This is a genomic window from Bacillus ndiopicus (genome assembly GCF_000612805.1).
In the GTDB taxonomy this organism is placed as follows: Bacteria; Bacillota; Bacilli; order Bacillales_A; family Planococcaceae; genus Metasolibacillus; species Metasolibacillus ndiopicus.
Map to the genome: position 1 here is coordinate 1 of NZ_HG964403.1, position 20,040 is coordinate 20,040.

General features: G+C 37.6%; 19 protein-coding genes, 2 pseudogenes and 1 riboswitch. Of the genes and pseudogenes, 13 read left to right on the forward strand and 8 right to left on the reverse strand.

Features of this window, described 5'->3' with window-relative positions:
- Positions 1 to 200, forward strand: a 200-nt coding sequence (locus tag TY13_RS20925; protein WP_042470113.1) for a hypothetical protein, incomplete at its 5' end; no start/stop codon positions are given.
- Positions 201 to 580: 380 nt separating this feature from the next.
- Positions 581 to 762, forward strand: a riboswitch (Lysine riboswitch).
- Between the two features lie 79 nt (positions 763 to 841).
- Complete coding sequence (locus TY13_RS00010; protein WP_042470115.1) at positions 842 to 2,305, forward strand: amino acid permease; 1,464 nt, start codon at positions 842 to 844, stop codon at positions 2,303 to 2,305.
- Positions 2,306 to 2,501: 196 nt separating this feature from the next.
- Here TY13_RS00010 and TY13_RS00015 read toward each other — a convergent pair whose 3' ends face one another.
- Both TY13_RS00015 and TY13_RS00020 read right to left on the reverse strand, forming a co-directional pair.
- Entirely contained in the window at positions 2,502 to 3,767 is a 1,266-nt protein-coding gene (locus tag TY13_RS00015) for an Nramp family divalent metal transporter (RefSeq protein ID WP_042470118.1), read from the reverse strand.
- A gap of 252 nt (positions 3,768 to 4,019) precedes the next feature.
- Positions 4,020 to 5,906 (reverse strand): SEL1-like repeat protein, encoded by a 1,887-nt coding sequence (locus TY13_RS00020; protein WP_081796890.1) that lies wholly within the window; start codon positions 5,904 to 5,906, stop codon positions 4,020 to 4,022.
- Positions 5,907 to 6,068: 162 nt separating this feature from the next.
- On the opposite strand from TY13_RS00020, the gene TY13_RS00025 reads away from it, so the two are divergent.
- Positions 6,069 to 6,461: a YkvA family protein gene (locus TY13_RS00025; protein ID WP_042470120.1), complete on the forward strand. Its 393-nt coding sequence runs from the start codon at positions 6,069 to 6,071 to the stop codon at positions 6,459 to 6,461.
- Between the two features lie 28 nt (positions 6,462 to 6,489).
- Here TY13_RS00025 and TY13_RS00030 read toward each other — a convergent pair whose 3' ends face one another.
- Positions 6,490 to 7,401 (reverse strand): EamA family transporter, encoded by a 912-nt coding sequence (locus tag TY13_RS00030; protein ID WP_407637695.1) that lies wholly within the window; start codon positions 7,399 to 7,401, stop codon positions 6,490 to 6,492.
- The gene (locus TY13_RS00035) at positions 7,401 to 7,961 is read right to left on the reverse strand and encodes a GNAT family N-acetyltransferase (RefSeq protein WP_042470123.1); all 561 of its coding nucleotides are present in this window, start codon (positions 7,959 to 7,961) and stop codon (positions 7,401 to 7,403) included. Before TY13_RS00035 ends, TY13_RS00030 begins: the two co-directional genes overlap by 1 nt.
- Before the next feature lie 194 nt (positions 7,962 to 8,155).
- Here TY13_RS00035 and TY13_RS00040 point away from each other — a divergent pair, with 194 nt between their 5' ends.
- From TY13_RS00040 to TY13_RS00050, 3 genes are all read left to right on the forward strand, one after another.
- A complete protein-coding gene (locus tag TY13_RS00040) occupies positions 8,156 to 9,100 on the forward strand; it encodes a carbohydrate kinase family protein (protein WP_042470126.1) in 945 nt (314 codons plus the stop codon).
- A gap of 12 nt (positions 9,101 to 9,112) precedes the next feature.
- Entirely contained in the window at positions 9,113 to 9,520 is a 408-nt protein-coding gene (locus tag TY13_RS00045) for a protein-tyrosine phosphatase family protein (RefSeq protein ID WP_042470129.1), read from the forward strand.
- A 307-nt stretch (positions 9,521 to 9,827) separates the two neighbouring features.
- Positions 9,828 to 10,526, forward strand: a complete 699-nt coding sequence (locus tag TY13_RS00050) for a CBS domain-containing protein (RefSeq protein ID WP_042470131.1) — start codon at positions 9,828 to 9,830, stop codon at positions 10,524 to 10,526.
- Here the strand turns inward: TY13_RS00050 and TY13_RS00055 are convergent.
- A complete protein-coding gene (locus tag TY13_RS00055) occupies positions 10,523 to 11,230 on the reverse strand; it encodes a YetF domain-containing protein (RefSeq protein ID WP_407637696.1) in 708 nt (235 codons plus the stop codon). The two genes, TY13_RS00050 and TY13_RS00055, sit on opposite strands and share 4 nt — an antisense overlap.
- A gap of 75 nt (positions 11,231 to 11,305) precedes the next feature.
- Between TY13_RS00055 and TY13_RS00060 the strand changes: the two genes are divergently transcribed.
- Positions 11,306 to 12,511: an MFS transporter gene (locus tag TY13_RS00060; protein WP_042470134.1), complete on the forward strand. Its 1,206-nt coding sequence runs from the start codon at positions 11,306 to 11,308 to the stop codon at positions 12,509 to 12,511.
- A gap of 53 nt (positions 12,512 to 12,564) precedes the next feature.
- On the opposite strand, the gene TY13_RS00065 is transcribed toward TY13_RS00060, so the two are convergent.
- Positions 12,565 to 13,005 (reverse strand): DUF4279 domain-containing protein, encoded by a 441-nt coding sequence (locus TY13_RS00065; protein ID WP_042470136.1) that lies wholly within the window; start codon positions 13,003 to 13,005, stop codon positions 12,565 to 12,567.
- A gap of 88 nt (positions 13,006 to 13,093) precedes the next feature.
- Between TY13_RS00065 and TY13_RS00070 the strand changes: the two genes are divergently transcribed.
- Positions 13,094 to 13,510 (forward strand): hypothetical protein, encoded by a 417-nt coding sequence (locus TY13_RS00070; RefSeq protein WP_042470139.1) that lies wholly within the window; start codon positions 13,094 to 13,096, stop codon positions 13,508 to 13,510.
- 156 nt (positions 13,511 to 13,666) lie between these two features.
- A pseudogene (locus TY13_RS20930) lies at positions 13,667 to 13,920 on the forward strand (IS3 family transposase); the annotation flags it as partial.
- Between the two features lies 1 nt (position 13,921).
- On the opposite strand, the pseudogene TY13_RS20935 reads toward TY13_RS20930, so the two are convergent.
- Positions 13,922 to 14,200: pseudogene (locus TY13_RS20935) on the reverse strand (IS3 family transposase); the annotation flags it as partial.
- Positions 14,201 to 14,326: 126 nt separating this feature from the next.
- Positions 14,327 to 15,013 (reverse strand): adenine nucleotide alpha hydrolase family protein, encoded by a 687-nt coding sequence (locus TY13_RS00080; protein WP_042470143.1) that lies wholly within the window; start codon positions 15,011 to 15,013, stop codon positions 14,327 to 14,329.
- A gap of 390 nt (positions 15,014 to 15,403) precedes the next feature.
- On the opposite strand from TY13_RS00080, the gene TY13_RS00085 reads away from it, so the two are divergent.
- Genes TY13_RS00085 through TY13_RS00100 form a run of 4 tightly spaced genes read left to right on the forward strand, consistent with a single transcriptional unit; the run spans position 15,404 to position 20,029 of the window.
- Positions 15,404 to 17,803 (forward strand): Na+/H+ antiporter subunit A, encoded by a 2,400-nt coding sequence (locus TY13_RS00085; protein ID WP_042470146.1) that lies wholly within the window; start codon positions 15,404 to 15,406, stop codon positions 17,801 to 17,803.
- Entirely contained in the window at positions 17,793 to 18,215 is a 423-nt protein-coding gene (locus TY13_RS00090) for a Na(+)/H(+) antiporter subunit B (protein ID WP_042470148.1), read from the forward strand. Before TY13_RS00085 ends, TY13_RS00090 begins: the two co-directional genes overlap by 11 nt.
- Before the next feature lies 1 nt (position 18,216).
- Entirely contained in the window at positions 18,217 to 18,555 is a 339-nt protein-coding gene (locus tag TY13_RS00095) for a Na(+)/H(+) antiporter subunit C (RefSeq protein WP_042470150.1), read from the forward strand.
- Positions 18,548 to 20,029 carry a Na+/H+ antiporter subunit D gene (locus tag TY13_RS00100; protein ID WP_042470153.1) on the forward strand — a complete coding sequence of 494 codons (1,482 nt, stop codon included), beginning with the start codon at positions 18,548 to 18,550 and terminating at the stop codon, positions 20,027 to 20,029. Before TY13_RS00095 ends, TY13_RS00100 begins: the two co-directional genes overlap by 8 nt.
- The last annotated feature ends 11 nt before the right edge of the window (positions 20,030 to 20,040 follow it).

The window sequence follows — 20,040 nt, forward strand, 5'->3', positions numbered from 1 at the left end:
GAAGGCTAACAATCGCTATCAAGCGTATCTCACATGAAGCAGTGCAGATGAGCAATTTTTTGTATGCAAATAGAATTTTCTATGGCGTTCCTGATAGAACTCAAAAACTTCCTGATAGAAACCTAAAAGTTACTGATAGAACAAAAAAACATGCGGATAAAACATCAATAGATGTTAAAAATCCCTTCATTTTAGGGTGAATTCCCTATAATTTCTTGAATCATTACTCCGGATCAAGCTAAAATAGTTTTTATAAAGGGTGTGTTCCCAAAAAGCATTCGGAAACATCAATATTTTATGAGAACTTGATATAACTCAATGCTTGTTAAGTCATACATGAACGCCACAAATGATATAGATAATAAAACAATGCTATGTTAAAGCATTGATAGTAGAATGCTGCTTCAAACCAATAAATATAGATTTTATATTTTTGGGCAATCCCTTCTTTTTTGTAATATAACTCAAAAAGTCTAAAAGGTTTTACTTATACTGAAGTATAAATCGCATAATGTTGCAATTAAACTATTATTATGTTAAATTAATATGCGTTGAAAACTTAATAATAAACCTCAAGTTTAATTGAGGTAGAGGTCGCAATATTTAAGAGTACATTAATGGAAATGACAAGCATTGATGAAATTTGTGGAAAGGAAATATTGCCGAAGTGTGAAGGGACTTGAAAACTTCATGCTGGGGCTGCGTTCGAAAGGAGCAGAACTGTCACGTTTGATTTAGGCAGCGTGTTGAGCTATCAAAGGAAAAACTAAGGATGAATGTAGCCATCACAATGTCTTGTGGTGGTATTTTTTTGTCTAAAAATTAGGAAGGAAGCTACATAGTGAGTGATATTAAAATTAATCAGCTTGGTAATAAACCACCACAGCTGCAAAAAGCATTAAAAAGTCGTCATATTACAATGATTTCTTTAGGAGGGACTATTGGAACAGGGCTGTTTTTAGCCAGCGGGGGAGCTATAGCACAGGCAGGTCCTGGGGGAGCGTTGTTAGCATATGCATTGATTGGTATAATGGTTTATTTTTTAATGACAAGCTTAGGGGAAATGGCAGCTTATATGCCGTCCTCTGGTTCCTTTAGCACGTATGCTAGTAAATTTGTCGATCCAGCGTTAGGATTTGCGATAGGATGGAACTACTGGTATAGCTGGGCAATTACGATTGCAGCAGAAATTGCAGCAGTATCCTTGATTATGAAGTATTGGTTTCCAAATAGCTCATCAACGCTTTGGACCGTGCTATTTATCGTTATTGTATTAACTCTTAATCTTTTATCTGTTAGAAGCTATGGAGAAAGCGAATATTGGTTTGCGATGATAAAAGTAGCAACCGTTATTGTTTTTATTATCATAAGTTTTTTAATGATTTTTGGCATTTTAGGTGGGCAAGCACCAGTAGGTTTTACAAACTTTTTTATTAGTGATGGACCGTTTCATGGTGGATTTTTAGCTACCTTTGGTATTTTTCTTGCAGCGGGATTTTCTTTTCAGGGAACAGAACTAGTGGGCATTACAGCAGGTGAGACGGATGATCCAGAGAAAAATATTCCGAAGGCTGTCAAATCAGTATTTTGGCGTATTTTATTATTTTATATTTTAGCTATTGCGGCAATTGGACTGCTAATTCCATTTACTGATGAGCGCTTATTATCTGAGGATGTTGCGATATCACCATTTACTTTAATATTTGACCGTTTAGGGATTGCTGTGGCTGCCTCTTTCATGAATACGATTATTTTAACGGCGATGTTATCGGCAGGTAATTCAGCACTTTATGCGTCTTCTCGTATGCTTTGGCAGCTAGCTGTAGAGGGGAAAGCACCGAAATTATTCGCGAAGCTAAACCGTCGAGGTATTCCAATATATGCGTTAATTGCGACAATAGCAATTGGGTGTTTAGCATTTTTAGCTTCCTTTTTTGGCGATGGAGTTGTCTATATTTGGCTACTTAATGCTTCAGGGATGTCAGGCTTTATCACATGGCTTGGGATTGCTTACAGCCATTATCGATTCCGTCGAGCGTTTATCGTACAAGGTATGGACCTATCCTTGTTACCATATAAGACAAAATGGTATCCATTCGGCCCTTTGTTCGCACTTACGGTTTGTATAGTTGTTGTACTTGGTCAAAATTACACAGCATTTATTGGAGATAAAATCGATTGGTACGGCATTCTTGTTTCGTATATCGGAATTCCGCTATTCTTGATACTGTGGATAGGCTATAAAATTAAATTTAAAACAAGGCTTCTTCCACTAGAAGAATGTGATTTAAAGATAGAGAAATAAAAATGAGATTGATCAAGAAGCTGAAATTACCTTTGACACAACAAGAAATGTAATTTTACTTATTTATTTTGAAATAAAATAGAATCCAGTGTTTCCAATCATTTAATGAATACTTACATGTTTGAACAATTTAATAAAATAGCAAAAGTTGTCCGGAAAGCGGCGTGCTAGCCTGCTTTTCGGACAACTCTATTTTTTAAGCAAATAATGTTTCCCAAATTAAATAAATATTTAAGGTAACCACAATAAATACGACAAACCATCCCAGAATAGTTGTAATACGATGGTTTACTAAGCTACCCATAATATCTCGTTTGCTTGTAAACATAACAAGTGGTACGAGGGCAAAGGCGATACCAAATGATAAAACTACTTGGCTTAAAACAAGAGCATAGGTTGCATTAACACCTGATGCAATAATGAGAAGAGGTGGTAGCATTGTTATGGTACGTCTTAAATATAGCGGAATTTTCCTTCTAATAAACCCTTGCATCACAACATCGCCTGCCATTGTTCCGACAGATGAGCTTGCAAGCCCTGCAATCAATAGACCAAGGCCAAAGGAGATTGCAGCCATTGGGCCAAGTGCATTGTATAGACCATCGTATGCTACATCTAAATCTTCTACAACAACACCTTGTGTATGGAAAACAGCTGCTGCAATAATCAGCATCGTCATGTTGATAGCTCCTGCAATAACCATCGCAATAATTATATCTACAAGTTCAAAGCGGAAAATCTGTCTTTTCTCATTGTCGTTGCGACCAACAATACGATTTTGTGTTAAAGAAGAATGTAGATAAATTGCATGTGGCATAACAGTTGCTCCTAAAATTCCTGTTGCAAGTAAAATTGATTCTACACCATCAAAGTGAGGGACGAACATCCCAACTGTTACTTCTCCCCAATTTGGCTGTGCTAAAAATGTTTGAAATGCGAATGCAAGCACAACGATAAGTACCATACCTGAAATCCCTGCTTCAAATGCTCTAAAGCCCCTACGCTGTAATTCTAAAATAGCAAATGAACCCACGGCAGTAATAAGTGCTGCAGGCAGCATTGGAATATTAAATAATAAATATAATCCTAATGCGGCACCAATAAATTCTGCAAGATCAGTTGCAATGATAACTAATTCTGCTTGAATCCAAAGAACAATAGACGTTTTTTTTGAAAAATGCTCACGTGCTACTTCAGGTAAGTTTTTTCCTGTGGCAATTCCAAGCTTAGCAGATAGAGATTGAATTAGTACTGCCATTAAATTAGAAAAGACAATTACCCACAGTAATAGATATCCGTATTTTGAGCCAGCAGTGATATTTGTCGCGAAATTACCAGGATCAATATAGGCAACTGCCGCAATAAAAGCTGGACCAAGAAATGGTAGAAATCGTTGCCATCCTTTAATATCACCATTTAGCACAGCTTCAGCGGATATTTGGGTTGTTTGTTTATCTAACATTTTTCCTTCACCTCAAAAAGTATCCCTGTATAAAAAAAGTTTCTCAAAGGAAAATTTAATGCTCTTATTCTACTCCTAAGATGGTAAAATGTGAAGTGATTTTTAAAATAATAATGAATTTTTTATTTGCCTTCGGTGGATTTTATTAATTTTGGGTAAGTATTCCTAAATGGATTAATAAAAAGAGCTGCTAGGGAAATGGGGTAAAATCTATATTTCCTGACAGCTCATTTTTATTATTTTTTTGAAAGACTATTGGATTGACTTTTTCAGCCAATATGTTGCCTCTGTATAGTCCTGTGCAACACCAAGCCCTTTTTTATAAAGCATACCTAGTTGAAATTGTGCTTTAACGTGTCCATTGGAAGCAGCTCGCCGATACCATTTCGCGGCTTCTGTATAATCCTGTGCAACGCCCTCACCATTTGCATACATTTGACCAAGCTGAAATTGTGCTTTTGAATAGCCCTTAGAGGCAGAGAGTAGTATCCATTTGGCAGCCTCTGTATAATCGATGTTGACGCCTAAGCCTTTGTCGAAAATATTACCTAACTTGTATTGCGCTAGCATATGATCGCGTTCAGCTGCAAGACGGTAGCAGTGGCGAGCTTCATCATAATTTTTCTCAACGCCAAGGCCTTGCTCATAAAGCAATCCAAGTTCGTATTCTGCTTGTAGATGACGTTGTTCAGCAGCCGATTGAAGCCATTTGGCAGCCTCTGTATAGTTTTGTGTAACACTTTGTCCATACAAATAGCAAATAGCTATTTCAAATTGGGCATCTGCGTTACTGTGTACTGCGGCGCGTTTTAACCATTTCATAATAAGCGGATTTTCACTATCTAATGTTTTATATAGCATAGCTAAGTCATAGCATGCGCTAATATGCTCATTAGCAGCAGCCTTGGAAAGCCAGTCTATTGCTAGCTTTGTAGATTTTTCATTGTTTTGCAGCTTGTAAATAAGGCCAAGTGTATATTGTGCATTTGTATGATCTGCATTAGCAGCAAGCAGGAGCCATTTAGTAGCCTCATCAATATTTTTTTCTACGCCATTTCCTGCCCGATATAATAATGCCAGTTGAAACTGTGCATTCGTATGGTTTTGCAGGGCAGCGCTTAAAAACCATTTGGCAGCTTCTTTATAGTTAATGGGAGCACCCCGTCCTTTGCTGTACATATAGCCTAGGTTATATTGAGCACTTGCATCACCTGCTAGTGCGGCTTTTGAAAATAGATCAATTGCTTGTTCGAAGTTTTGATTTACTCCAGTACCATTATGATATAAGAAGCCTAGATTATTGAGCGCACTCGTATTGCCCTGGTTAGCTGCGAATTGGTACCATTTAGCGGCCTCTGTGTAGTTTTGAACCACACCTTTCCCATGATTGTAAAGTGAGCCTAAATTGTATTGTGCATCGGCATTCCCATTTTGAGCGGCCAGGGTGTAAAGCTCCGCGGCACGTTCATTGTTTTGTGGAATACCAACTCCTAACTCGTATAGCACACCTAATGCATATTGAGCGTCAGCTTCATTTTGTGCAGCCGCTAAGGAGTACCATTTTATAGCCTCCTCATAATTTTGTGCAACGCCTTTGCCATGATTATAAAGAACACCTAAATTGTACTGGGCGCTAGCATTTCCAGCAGTAGCCGCTACTAAAAACCATTGAATCATCGCATCAAAGCTGTCACTAGTTTGTTCGTTATTATGCGTGAGACCGACAGCAGAGGAGGCTAGGCCATCATTTTCCTGTAGCTCACTTAAATACCATTCGCAAATATCTATTATATAATCAAGAACAATTTGCGCCGCTTTCGTATCAACTTTTGAATTTGCTTGTGTTGTTGTCATTTGATAGACCAGATTCATTAATAGATAAATACGACTTGGCTGAATTTTTGATATAAACGTTTTGTTTTTTAATAAAGTGCGTAATGTAGCATATGCAACTGGCTGGAGCATTTTTTTCTCATACATATCTTTTATGATTATGTTCAACGCTTCATTTGAGTGCTGTAAAGAACGTGATGGGTAATCGTTCATATTTACAGCGGCTTGCTGCAACGCTATTATGAGAGGCTGATGTGTGCTAGGAATAGCGCTTAAAATAGATGAAAGCTCTTCAAGTTTGTACATGCTAATCACTCCTTCTTATAAGTTTTATCGGGCGAAAAGCATAATAGTGTTGAAACTTTTTTTAAGAAGATTCGTACATATAGGCAAGTACTACATCGGGCTACAATCTTGCAGGGGCTTTGTAGTACTTGGTACTTGAAATATAGTAAAGGAGGAATGAATATGAGCAAGTTTCAAATGGAAGAAATGATTGCTGGTAAGGACAAGCATTTCTCTAATGATAAATTTTTAGCAAAGGTGAAATCAACAGGTTTAAAATTGGGAATGTCGACATTGCATGCGGCAAGTACGTTATTTTTCGCTGTGAAAAATCCTGATATGTCCAAGGCCAATAAATTAATTATTTTAGGGGCATTAGGTTATTTTGTTTTACCTTTTGATGTCATTGCAGATATTTTACCGTTTGTCGGCTTAACAGACGATATTTTTGTGATTACTACAGCATTAGCGAAGGTTTATTCATCAATTACAGATGAAACAAAGCTTGAGGCACATCAGTTTTTGAAAAAAACATTTGGTGAGCATTATGAGTATGAGCTAACACCTAAAGAATAATAAGAGGAGCTGTAGGAAGGTCAGCCTTTTATCTGACCTCCTGGACAGCTCCTTTTTTAGCTTTTCTCATAGATATATAAGAAGGTAAAGTCATTCCGATAAGTACGAGAGCAATACCGACAAATTGTAATATGGACAGTGTTTCCTTAAGCACAAGCATAGACGTTATAATAGCTACAGGTAGCTCCATTGCACTTAGAATAGAGGCAAGACTGCCACCTACTTTCGGAACGGCAATTGAGAATAACAAAATCGGTAAAATAATGCCGAATGCCCCTAGTGCTAAACCAAACTTCCAAAGACCTGCGCCAAACAATTGACCATTCCATAGAATTTCGGGTGTTAATGCAAGACTTATGACAATTAGCGCTACAAGTGATACAAGGAAAGTACGTGAAACTGTCGTGATTCCTTCAACTTGTCGTGAATTTACTTGAATAAATAGCGCGAAGCTTAAAGCCGATAGCAAGCCAAGTCCCCAACCTTGCCAAGCAATTGCTGACAAGTCTACGTCGACAATTCCCGCAGCAAAAATGGTTCCACCTATTAAAAAGATGAGCGAAATAGCTTCTCCGCGGCTTGGTAAACGTTTGTTCAAAGCGCAATCAATAAAGAGGCCAATCCATGTAAATTGAAATAGCATTACGACCGCTAGTGATGCGGGCAAATAATTTAAAGCTTGTCCGTAAACAATGCCTGTAGTAGCAGTAAGTGCCCCAGCTAACAATAAGATAATGACACCAGATTTATTGAGCTTAGGCAGAGTACGCTGTGTTATGACAAATAGTATAAGGGCAAGGAAAAATCCAACCATATATTGGCTTGTGACGGCTTCGGCTGTAGTGAAGCCATGCTGCATAGCAACTTTAACAATTGTTGATAGAATACCGTAGCTACTTGATGCAATCACAACCATTAAAGGGAAAATAAAATTCTTCATTATAGCACTTTTACCATATGGTGAAAAGGTTCGTCGATAATTGTCCAAGACTCTGTAATAACGAAGCCAAGTCGCTCATATAAAGCGCGTGCCTTTTCTTTTTCTAGCTCGACATTTAAAGAAAGCTTTTTATAGCCATTTGCTTTCGCTTGTTGTTCTGCAAAATGTAATAGCTTTGTGCCGATTCCAAGGCCACGTGAGCTTGATGTTACACATACTGTATCGATGTAAAACTCATCATCATGTGCTTCAGCATCAATTATTGCTGAGGCATTTTTGGTTTCTAGCCATGCAGATAGATTCGCATCAAGGGTTTTCGCAGTTAGGCCATCGTATAATACCGCAATACCAAGAAGTGTATCATCTTGTTTTGCAACATATGTATATAAATAGCTATGTCGATTATCTGTTCGTTTAACAAGCTCTGCTAATGTTGCTAATACTACCTGCTTTTCAGTTTCTCCAGTTAAGCGATGAGCAATATCACCAATTGCATCATAAATAAGAGGTGCAATCTGTTCTGCATCTATCGGTTGTGCTTGTTGAATAGAAATTTCCATTATTGTTCGCTTCTTTCGTTATAGTTTTCTGTCTAGATAGTCTTCACTAAGTGAAACTGTACCTTATAGAAGTATATCAAAATTATTAGGGAAAGGTTGCTTTTTCTATTTATCAAAATACTTTAAAACTTTAATGAAACTACAGTTTCGTGGTAATCTAAAGTAAGCATAATTTCGGAGGTTAGAAGGTCAAAATGAGCCAGTCAAATAAAGACTTCATTCTTATTTATGGAGATGCGTTTGTTGATTACATCGCAGACGATATAACAAATACAACATTTACAAAATATTTAGGCGGGGCAACAATTAACGTAGCGGCAGGTATAAGTCGTATTGGTGCACCATCAGCCTTAATTACAATTACAGGCGATGATGAAACATCTGAATTCGTTCGTAATGAGATTACGAACGAGGGAGTCAATTTAGATTATGCTGTTTATGTACCAGAAAAACGGGTAAGTGGTGTGTATGTGCATTTAACAGCTGATGGCGAGCGCATTTTCAGAGATTATATAGATGAAACGCCAGATTTACAAGTAGTAGAGGAGCAGCTACAATTAGCGGCATTTAAGCGCGCATCGATTTTCAACGTCTGCTCAGGTACAATGTTTCATCCAACTGCACTGGCAACGACGACAGCGGCAGTAGAGTTGGCGAAGGAACACGGAGCCATTATTGCGATTGATGCGAATATTAGACCACTACGTTGGGACAGTGAGGCAATTTGCCGTGAGACGATTACAAGCTTTTTTGAGGATGCTGATATTTTAAAGCTGACAGATGAGGAGCTATTTTTCTTAACGGAAACTGAAACAATTGAGGATGGTATTGCGAAGCTGGATTCATTGCTTGTACCAATCATATTGATTACAGTTGGAGCAGAAGGCTCTTATGCAATATTAAATGGCGAAACTATTCATGTACCAGCTGAAAAGGTAATAGCAGTTGATACAACGGGTGCAGGAGATGCATTTATGGCAGGGGTGTTGCGCTATGTTCATTATAACGGTTTACCGACAACTACGGAGGAAATCGTGGAGTGTGTTGCATTCGGTAATAAATTAGGTGCGCTTGCTGCGACAAAGCCTGGAGCTTTAACAGCATTGCCACAATACGAGGAAATTAAAGATCTGCTGTAATGGAGGAATAATATGAGCTACGATGAATTAGTAAAAGGTCGAATTTATTTTGGTGGCGCTGCAGATACTAAAGATGCTGTTGCGAAAGAAAAAATTGATTTAGTAGTCGATGTACGTCTTAATGGTACAGTGGAGGCAGCAAATTGTAAAACGGTTCATGCCTCAATTGAAGAACAATCTCCAGCTGAAAGCATTAAGGCGGGGGTAGAGCGCATTGCTCAATCTTATAAAGCTGGAGAAAATATATACTTGCATTGTGGTAGCGGTGGCGGCCGTGCGGGTGTAATGGCAACTGCCGTGCTAATAGAGCTAGGACTAGCAGACAATTTAGCCAGTGCTGAGCGGATGGTAAAGGAAGCCCGCCCAATAGTAAATATACGCCCGAATATGCGCGAGGCGTTAGAGAAGCTATATAAGTAATATTAAAGCTGTAAGTAAGCCTGATGAAAGAGTCAGGTTTACTTACAGCTTTTTATCTTGGTTAGGCAAATTTACTTACCAACAGGAACAAAAAAATTCCTATTTGAGCAGAAAGGGCATTTGTTAAAATAAAGTTTGTTTGAGGAACTATGAATTAATAATAATCAAGTATTTTATATTAGCATTATATTTTATGAGAAAGTTAAGGGGTTTAAGTAAAAATCTGCCTTCCTAACTATCCTTTATTTCAAAATCCGAAAATTAAGACTATAATATATCATAATAATGCAAAGTAAGGAGGGACTAAATGTCTACAAACTCTGATCGCTTTATAACTGCTTTTAATCGGATTGACCATACATTGCGTGAAATTGCTGATGTAAGAGAGTTTATGCCGTTTTATCGTCTGATTGAACGTGCGCGTAGGAAAAATCCACTTGTGCAAAAATATGAGGATGATTTGCGGGCATATGCTGATTTGCGCAATGCTATAGTGCATCATAGGACAGCGATTGAATTTGTTATTGCTGAGCCCCATATACAAATTGTCGAAGAAATCGAGGCAATTGATGCCGCTCTAGCAAAACCTAAGCTTGTTGGAGAGTTATTTCGAAAGCGTGTAATGGTGTTCCAAACGACAGATTCACTTACATATATGTTAAAAATCATTCGTAGGCATAAATATACACAGTTTCCTGTGTATATGGGGCAACAATTTCAAGGGCTGATTACGACGGTTGGTATAACGAATTGGCTTGCGACATCAATGGGGAAAGGAAATTGGTCGAACCGCGTTACTTTGCAAGATATTTTATTACATGAAAAGAAATCAAAAAACTACAAATTTATTAGCAGGTCAATGACTATTTATGAGGCGGAGGAAATTTTCAAACAAGGAGTGGAGCGAGGGCAACGTTATGAGGCACTCTTAATTACAGAGCATGGTCGCCCGCACCACAAGTTAATTGGTATGGTTACACCTATTGATATTATGAAAGTAGATTAAGTATTTTGTTTTTCCTTTAAGCTTACATAAAGAGAGTGATCATCTAATACTTGGGCAAAAAGAACTTCTTCTACAGATTGAACTTTTTTGCCTCGAAGCTTTTTCAACAGCCATTCTTCGGTTAAATCTAGCTGCTGTAAGTTTCGGTGAATAATTTTCCCGTTGGAAATAACTTCTGTAGGCATACAAAGAGGTGGTGTTAAATTAGCCTGCGTATCCTTTTTAGTGGCGCCAGCAAAAGGGGGCTTTTTCATAACACTTAATTCCCCATTTGTTTCGAAAACGGCGTAGGCAACTTCATTTGCTGAAAAAATACTTTGCTCACGTAATAGCATCATTAATTCATCCAAGTGGAGTCGTGCTTTTTTTAAATTTTTTTCACAAATAACGCCATTTTGAATAATGATAACTGGTTTATCGTCAACGAGCACGCGCATTTTCGTTGATTTTAATGCGATAGCGCTTAGTACAATGGTTAAAATTGACCACCAAATAAGTGAAATCATACCATCCCAAAAGGGCGTTTCCTCCTGAGAAGATATTTCACCTGCGATAGAGCCGAATGTGATGCCTGTCGTATAGTGGAAAAATGTTAGTTGACTCAATTGTTTTTTACCGATGATTCTAGCTAAAATCAGTAAGGCAATAAAAGTAATCGTTGTGCGAAATATCATTTCCCAAAAATTAATATCGTTCATGCTCATATATATCACTCCTTGATACTTAGCATGAACGAAAAGTACATATGCTATACAGCATGGAAAGCGTGAATATAAATTATGAATGCAACTACAAAATATAACCAACCAATTTATGCGATGATGGTTGCAATTGGTATTTGTCATTTAATTAACGATACGATGCAGTCTGTTGTGCCTGCGATGTTTCCACTTTTAGTGGATAATTTGGGTTTAACCTTTACACAATTAGGGCTTATATCCTTTGTATTAAATATGTTTGCTTCAGTTTTGCAGCCAGTGGTGGGCTTTATTACAGACAAAAAGCCTATGCCGTTTGCTTTACCAATAGGCATGGTAAGCTCCTTTGTTGGAGTTGCAATGCTGATTTTAGCAAGTAGTTATTGGATGATTTTAATTGCTGTTTTATTTTTAGGATTGGGTTCCGCTGTGTTTCATCCTGAGGGCTCTCGCGTATCTTATATGGCTGCTGGAACAAAGCGCGGCTTAGCACAGTCTATTTATCAAGTAGGAGGCAATTCTGGACAAGCATTAGCACCACTGATTAGTGCCTTTATCCTTTTACCATTCGGCATGAAGGGGGCTTCAATTGTTTTAGCCTTATCAGCTATTGGTATTGCTATGTTAACTAAAATTGCTCAATGGTATAAGGCACAGCTAGAGGCTGAGAAATTATCGAAGGTGAAGCGGCAGCTTGTATCATCGTTACCACCATTGACGAAAAAGCAAGTAATGATGGCTTTAGTGTTATTGTTTATTATTATTTTTGCTCGTTCTTTTTATACGACAAATATTACAAGCTTTTATGTATTTTATTTAGTTGAAAAATACGGATTAACGATTACGGTAGGTCAAATTTTTATATTCATATTTATGGCTTGCGGTGTAATCGGAACGTTTTTTGGAGGCCCATTATCAGATCGTATCGGACGCAAAAATGTAATTGTCTTATCAGTAGTCGTACCAATACCATTTTGCTTAGTGTTACCATATGTACCTTTATGGCTTGTTCCCGTTTTCTTAATTATTATTGGAACATTAATAATGATTAGCTTTTCGGTGACAGTCGTTTACGCACAAGAGCTTGTACCAAGTAAAATTGGGACAATGGCTGGTTTAACAGTAGGTCTTTCATTTGGGATGGGAGCGATAGGTGCTATCGCAACAGGTAGGCTAATTGATATTTATGATATTACGGTAACGATTATTGCGGTGTCTTGTTTATCTATTTTACTGCTAGTTGCGTTCTTGCTGCCGAAGGATAAGGCGGAGAATGCGGAAGGATAAAGGGATTGTGGGGGAAGGTAGGCCTTCTTCCCCACAGTTCGGATATTTTCCATTTAGCTCAATTCACCATCTTCTGATGGTCCAATACAGTAAGTATCCAGTGAATATGTTGAATTTGTGTCATACGCAAATTTAATTAATTTGTGATCTAAGTTAAGACCAGGTGATTGATTTTCTGGGTAATGAACCACGATAACGATTTGTGATTGTAGATTAAATTCTTTTTTAAAGTAATTAATAAAATCTACTTTATTTATAAGTTTACCCACTAATTCATGCAATTGTATAAGTGGGTTAAGTGTAGGTTGAAAGCCTGTTTCATAAGTCCAATCAGTAGTGTAGCTAACATGCTTAGTTGTTCCTTTCATAAAAATTTCCCCTTGCTTTCTACTTTTTGTCGGTATTACCTCCATTTTTTTGGTGAATTCATCTGTTGGGAAGTCATCGCCATAAATACAGAAATATATATTTGCTTCCATGGTTGATTCTAGCATTCTATAGTCCTCCGTTATTTTTAATTTTTAGAAAATACTTGATAATAATTATATCACAGCTTATAATATTGTCAAAAAGAGGTATTTTATGTTAAAAATATTTAAATTGTCATTTTGTGGATTATTTACTTTTGTACTGATGTTGGGGTTATTAGTTCCTGCTGCGGGTGCACAAATCTTTAGTTTACCAATTGAAAATGAAGTGCCAGCTGAGCTAAATTATATAGAAATCGAGGTGACACCTTATTCTAGAAATCCAAACCTACAACGCTTTGATATTGGTAGCTTGAAAGGGCTTACAAAAATGTCAGATTCACAAGCGATGAGTTTTACGAGAGCCAGAGGGTATGATGGAGGGCCACATGAATTTAAAGAGAGCTATTTAGGTAAATATATTGATAAATCATTATTTAATATTTATTATATAAATGACAAGGTCAATAGAGGAGATGTGTACATACTCGATAAACAACTTCGAGGTGTCAAAGCATATGAAAAGTATTGAAAAATACTTTCAATAAATAAAAAAAGCTGTAGGGAATGTTGTGGTACTGAGTACTATTTTTGAGATAGTAAGAAAACACCTTATTTTACAACCAGTTGACGGTAATGAACCGGCGACTGGTTGTTTAATTTCGTTTTAATTCGAATACTGTTACTTATGGACTGTAATGAGGAAACTGTGCAACGTGTGATGCGAAAATACGGCTGGCAATGTCGCGTAAAGGTAAAGAAACGTAAGCGTACAGACAGCTGGCTCACATTATTCCTAACTTATTAACACGTGATTTTACAGCATTAAAACCGCTAGAAAGGCTCGTAACAGATATTACTTACTTGCCTTTTGGACAATCCATGATGTACCTTTCAAGTATTTTAGACCTATTTAATGGCGAGATTATTCCGTATACAATTATTTTAACACGTCAATTTGTTGCTTTAAATAACGACTCTCTGCTTGTAACTTAGCGGTTTCACTTTCATATTTAGGTCCTTTGCCAAATGTATATTGTTTTCCAACAGGCTGTTCAAGACGATGTAATTCGCCGTTTTTGTACCATTTCGCCCATGTTTTCAACTGAGAATGGTTACAAATATTTGGCTCTGCTAGTATTTATTTTACAGGAATCCTTTCTAATCTCATTTCAATTGCTTTCATTTTCACTTCTACTGGGTAACTTACTCTTGTCTCCATAGAAAAACACCTCCACGTTGATTTGATAAGGTACAATACCCGTTTTTCAACGAAAGGTGTTTTTTATTTGTCTCATTTTTTTAGGTCAGTGCAAGTTAAAAATCTGCTTCCTACAGCTTTATTTGTTTAGCGAGTCAACGATGGTTTGCATTTTACTGGGATAACGTTAGGGTTTGTTACTACACCCTCTACAATGTCCAATTCATGCATTTTTCGCTCATAAGTAAATTTGAAAATACCGTTGTCGAAATCTGTGCCAATCTCTTTAAAGAAGATACCTTCAAGAGAGGCAAATTTCGGGCAAGTAAAGGCTACCTTGTATTCCCCATTTTCGCAAATTAAATAGGCACGCACACCTTTTTCATAAATATCGAAGGATTCATCCTCTGTTGGACGCTTTACTGCAACGATATGGAAATCTACGAAAGGAATTTCACGTAATAATACGTTTAGGAAGGAACCCTTCGTAATTTCCTCCCAGCGGCTTTGCGCACTTTGACCAACGATAATTTGTGTAATATTATACTGCATGGCGATTTCTGTAATAACTTTATGAATTGGTAGCTTTTCGTTATCACGGATAATAAATTCTTCAACTGCTAATTCATTTGTTAATTGCTGCCAATGCTCGATGTAACCTGACTTTTCTGCATCGAATGCGTCGATTGGCTTAGCATCTACTGTTAAAACATATAGAGGACAGTCAAGTAATGTCGCGAGCTTATGTCCTCGACGGATTAGACGTTCACCATTAAGTCCGTAATATACACAAACTAAAATACTTTCGTCCATTCTGCTTTTAACATGCTTCATGATGATTTTGCACCTCTTTATTATATTTATAAACATGACAATCAAGTAATCCATTTTTGAAAAATCAAGTGTAAATGAGCTAATATCGAAGCCATTGCAGTGCATTTCGTCATATTCTAGTGTATACTTTTCTTATATGATGTATTTTTGACTAGCTAAGGGCACTGCGTGTTGAAAAACACCATTTTGACTAAAATAGATTGTGCTCTTTATGACACACTATTATGCTATGACTTGTATTGTTAGTCAAGCGAATTGGTAACAAATTGCTATGAGTAACAATTGTCAAAATATTAATGGATAAAAAATATGTTTTTTAGCAAAGCTTTTGTTAAAGAATGTTTGACCATTATCATAGTGCGTTAGTTTGAATTTGGGAGGTTTTGGCGTATGATTGTTGAACTTGCAATACTTTTACCGTTTATAATGGCGGCTGTTATTCCGTTTATATATAGGCGATTCAAAAAAGTACATATCGGTTGGCTTGTACTAGCTGTGCCAGTCGTTTTATTTAGTATATTAACTACATATATCCCTCGTATAGTGAATGGACAAACATTTACGAAAACTTATGAGTGGATCCCCTCTTTTAACATAAGCTTTACAACCTATTTAGATGGGCTAAGCATGATTTTTAGCTTGCTTATTACTGGGGTTGGTAGCTTAGTCATTTTGTACTCTATTTTTTATTTATCAACGAAGGAATCACTTCACCACTTTTATTGCTACTTATTACTTTTCATGGGCGCTATGTTAGGCGTTGTTTTTTCAGACCATTTAATGGTGCTGTATGCATTTTGGGAGTTGACAAGCGTATCATCATTTTTACTTATTGCGTTTTGGCATCATCGTAAAGCGTCACGTGCTGGTGCACGCAAAGCAATGACGATTACTGTGACAGGCGGCGTCGCAATGCTTGCAGGCTTTTTAACTTTATATACGATTGCTGGGACATTTAGCATTCGTGAATTAATTGCCGATGTGGGCATAATTCAAGAGCATGCGTTATTTATTCCAGCTATGATATTAGTGCTTTTGGGCGCTTTTACGAAGTCAGCACAATTCCCATTCCATATTTGGCTACCAGATGCAATGGAAGCACCAACACCAGTGAGTGCCTATTTACATTCAGCTACGATGGTTAAGGCGGGTATTTATTTAGTTGCTCGTATGTCTCCCGTTTTTGGTGGGCATGAAGTATGGTTTTGGGCAGTGGCGGGTGTTGGTATTATTACGCTGTTTTGGGGCTCATTTAATGCGGTACGCCAATTCGATTTAAAGGCACTTTTAGCATATTCTACCGTTAGTCAGCTTGGTTTGATTATGTCGTTATTCGGCCTTGGCTCTGCTGCACATGCACTTGGCTACAGCCAAGAGTCACTACTTTATACGCAGGCAACGTTTGCTGCACTTTTCCATTTAATTAATCACTCCACATTTAAAGGCGCTCTCTTTATGATGGTCGGAATTGTTGACCATGAAGTAGGGACGCGCGATATTCGTCGTCTTGGCGGGCTTATGGCGTTGATGCCATTTACATTTTCGATTGCAGTAATTGGAAGCATGTCGATGGCTGGTTTACCACCGTTCAATGGCTTTTTAAGTAAAGAAATGTTCTTTACAGCAACAGTTGATATTTTGACGCTTAATATTTTTTCAATTGAAAGCTTTGGCTTGCTGTTTCCTGTCATTGCATGGTTTGCGAGTGTATTTACTTTTGTCTATTCCGCAATTATTGTAGGGAGAACATTTTTTGGTAAGCTGCAGCCAGAGCGTTTAGAAAAACCTCCTCATGAAGCACCAATTGGCATGTTAATACCGCCATTCATTTTAGTTGCTGTTGTTGTGGGTATTTTCTTCTTCCCGAATGTTTTGGGACGCAATATTTTAGGTCCAGCAATGAAAAGTATCTACCCAAGCTTCCCTACAAAAGAGCTAATCGTGGATATTAGTCCATGGCATTTCAACACAGCGCTATTAATGACAATCGGTGTTATTATCGTTGGCGTTCTTTTATACCGATCATTGCCAAAATGGCGTGCGGTGTACCAGCTATTCTCACAGAAGTACACATTAAATGCTTATTATGAACGCATTATCGGTTTTAGTGAATCGAAATCAGGCTGGTTCACCCGTTTATATATGAATGGTAATTTAACATATTATTTCATTTATATTTACGTTATATTTGTTGGGATTGTTGCGGGTTATTTTGTACTTAGTGATGCATTTGTTTGGAGTCCAGCAAAAGATTCGGCAATTGAGTATTACGAGTTTATTTTGCTATTTATTATGGTCTTTGCAGCAGTAGCATTACTGTTCACAAAAGGGCGTATTACGGCTGTTTTATTAAACGGTGTGCTAGGCTATTCTGTTGCCTTTTTCTTCGTTATATTTCGTGCACCAGATTTAGCTTTAACACAGCTTGTTGTGGAGTCAGTAACAACAGCGCTGTTCCTATTATGCTTTAAGTTTTTACCAGACTTAACCAAGGAAAACATATCGCGCGCGGTGAAATTTTCAAAGGCTACAATTTCAATATTAGTGGGAGCGACGGTAACACTTATCGGGTTAACTGTTTTACATTATGAGAAATTTATGCCGATTTCTACTTACTTTGAGGATTCCTATAACTTAGCTGGAGGTAAAAATATCGTAAATACGATTTTAGGTGACTTCCGTGCATTTGATACGATGCTAGAGGTTGTTGTATTATTTATCGCTGGCTTAGGCATTTATACGCTTATTAAGCTAAAAGCAAAGAAGGGAGAGACGGACATTGAAAATTAATGATGTCATTTTACGTACAGTCGTAAAAGCGGTGGTCTTCATCATTTTAACGCTCGGTGTATATCTCTTCTTTGCAGGACATAACGCGCCTGGGGGCGGCTTTATTGGTGGTCTTGTGCTTGGCTCGGCCGTTGTTTTACTTTATCTAACTTACGATATTGAAACGGTGCATAAAGGAATGCCGTTTGACTTTAAAAAAGTGGCAGCATTTGGGGTACTTTTAGCAACAGGTACTGCGATTGGTTCAATTTTTTTCAATGTCCCATTTTTAACGCAGGCTGCTCGCGAGTTTCATTTTCCGCTTTTAGGTGAAACGCATTTATCGACTGTGATGATTTTTGAAGCAGGCGTAGCATTAACAGTTATAGGTACACTTGTGACAATTATTCTAAGTATAAGTGAGGATGAATAGAATGGAGTCTTTAATTGTTATATTAGTAGGAATTCTAGTTGCAGTAGCGACCTATTTAATCCTCTCACGCACAGTTATTCGAGTTATTCTAGGTACTGCTGTTTTATCTCATGCGGTACATTTGCTTATTTTAACAGTAGGTGGCTTGAAAAAAGGGGACGTGCCGCTCTTAAGTCAGTCGGATGGACCATACACAGATGCACTTCCACAAGCACTTATTTTAACGGCAATTGTTATTAGCTTTGCAGTTACAGCATTTGTCTTAGTCTTGGCCTACCGTATGTATGGTACGAATGGGACAGATGATTTCAGCAAGCTAGGGGGATCATCAGATGAATAATATCATTGTATTACCGCTTATTATTCCTATCGTCACGGCGATTTTACTCGTTTTTTTGCGCCATAATATTCGTCTACAGCGAATTGTTAGCTTGGTGACGGTTGCTGCGGTTAGTATAATAGCATTTATTTTGCTTCTTGAAGTACAGACAAATGGCATTATGAAAATTGATTTTAGCGGATGGCTACCGCCATTTGGCATTTTATTCGTAGCAGATTCATTTTCAATGCTACTTGTTTTGACAGCAAACATCATTACTGCTATTTGTTTAATTTATGCCTTTTCAACAATTGGAGGGCGTCATGAACGGATGTTTTTTTATCCGTTTGTTTTGTTCTTAATTGCAGGTGTAAATGGTTCTTTCTTAACAGGAGATATTTTTAATTTATTCGTGTGCTTTGAAGTCATGCTGCTAGCTTCTTATGTGCTCGTTGCGCTAGGCGGAGAAAAGTTTCAACTGCGAGAATCATTGAAATATGTGCTTATTAATGTAGTAGCTTCATGGATGTTTTTGGTGGCGCTAGCTTATTTATATGGCACTTTAAAAACATTAAATATGGCACATATTGCAGTACGTGTTGCAGAAGCAGGGCAAGACCCAGTATTAACGACGGTTGCGATTTTATTTTTAATCGTCTTTAGTTTAAAAGCTGGTTTGCTACTATTTTTCTGGTTACCAGGCTCTTACAGTGTGCCGCCAACAGCTGTACAAGCTTTGTTTGCAGCGCTATTAACGAAAGTAGGGATTTACGCATTATTCCGCACATTTACGTTAATGTTTACACTGAATGCTAGTATTACTCATATGTTAATAGGCGTAATGGCAGGCATTACGATTGTGCTCGGTTGTTTAGGCGCACTATCAGGTCGCGATGTGCGTACAATTGCCGCCTATAATGTTATTATCGGTGTTGGTTTTATTTTAATTGGCTTAGCAATTGGCACAGAGCAAGCTTTTGCAGGGGCAATTTATTATTTAATTCACGATATGGTAGCAAAAGCGTTGCTGTTTTTAATAGTTGGAACAATGGTTTATTTAACAGGTGAAATCATTGTAAAAAATATGAATGGCTTGATTCGTCACTATCCTCTATTCGGTTGGATTTACTTTATCGTGATGTGTGCATTAGCTGGTATTCCGCCATTGAGTGGCTTTCTCGGCAAAGTGTTGATTGGTCAGCAAGCAGTAGAGGGTGGCTTTTATGTTTTACTAGCAATCGGATTTGGCTCGAGCATTATTGTACTATATTCTTTACTTCGTATTTTCCTTGCTGCATTTTTTGGAGAAACGTCTATCAGTGAAGAGGATAAAAAGCCTATTCCAAAAGGGGCAATGGCATCATTTGTTGTACTTGCGCTTTGTATTATCGCACTTGGCTTAGGTGCAGAGGGAATTGCACCATATGTAGAGGATGCAGCGCGTACTTTAGCTGATCCAGCTATTTATATTGAAGCAATTCTAGGAGCTAAGTAGAAGGAGGGCGT

Excerpts from the sequence above, each read along its gene's own strand:
- TY13_RS00035 (WP_042470123.1), bottom strand. The coding sequence starts at position 7,961 with ATGGAAATTTCTATTCAACAAGCACAACCGATAGATGCAGAACAGATT.
- TY13_RS00025 (WP_042470120.1), top strand. The coding sequence starts at position 6,069 with ATGAGCAAGTTTCAAATGGAAGAAATGATTGCTGGTAAGGACAAGCAT.
- TY13_RS00100 (WP_042470153.1), top strand. The coding sequence starts at position 18,548 with ATGAATAATATCATTGTATTACCGCTTATTATTCCTATCGTCACGGCG.
- TY13_RS00045 (WP_042470129.1), top strand. The coding sequence starts at position 9,113 with ATGAGCTACGATGAATTAGTAAAAGGTCGAATTTATTTTGGTGGCGCT.
- TY13_RS00080 (WP_042470143.1), bottom strand. The coding sequence starts at position 15,013 with ATGAAGCATGTTAAAAGCAGAATGGACGAAAGTATTTTAGTTTGTGTA.
- TY13_RS00060 (WP_042470134.1), top strand. The coding sequence starts at position 11,306 with ATGAATGCAACTACAAAATATAACCAACCAATTTATGCGATGATGGTT.
- TY13_RS00085 (WP_042470146.1), top strand. The coding sequence starts at position 15,404 with ATGATTGTTGAACTTGCAATACTTTTACCGTTTATAATGGCGGCTGTT.
- TY13_RS00015 (WP_042470118.1), bottom strand. The coding sequence starts at position 3,767 with ATGTTAGATAAACAAACAACCCAAATATCCGCTGAAGCTGTGCTAAAT.
- TY13_RS00030 (WP_407637695.1), bottom strand. The coding sequence starts at position 7,401 with ATGAAGAATTTTATTTTCCCTTTAATGGTTGTGATTGCATCAAGTAGC.
- TY13_RS00065 (WP_042470136.1), bottom strand. The coding sequence starts at position 13,005 with ATGCTAGAATCAACCATGGAAGCAAATATATATTTCTGTATTTATGGC.
- TY13_RS00055 (WP_407637696.1), bottom strand. The coding sequence starts at position 11,230 with ATGAGCATGAACGATATTAATTTTTGGGAAATGATATTTCGCACAACG.
- TY13_RS00020 (WP_081796890.1), bottom strand. The coding sequence starts at position 5,906 with ATGTACAAACTTGAAGAGCTTTCATCTATTTTAAGCGCTATTCCTAGC.
- TY13_RS00070 (WP_042470139.1), top strand. The coding sequence starts at position 13,094 with ATGTTAAAAATATTTAAATTGTCATTTTGTGGATTATTTACTTTTGTA.
- TY13_RS00040 (WP_042470126.1), top strand. The coding sequence starts at position 8,156 with ATGAGCCAGTCAAATAAAGACTTCATTCTTATTTATGGAGATGCGTTT.
- TY13_RS00095 (WP_042470150.1), top strand. The coding sequence starts at position 18,217 with ATGGAGTCTTTAATTGTTATATTAGTAGGAATTCTAGTTGCAGTAGCG.
- TY13_RS00050 (WP_042470131.1), top strand. The coding sequence starts at position 9,828 with ATGTCTACAAACTCTGATCGCTTTATAACTGCTTTTAATCGGATTGAC.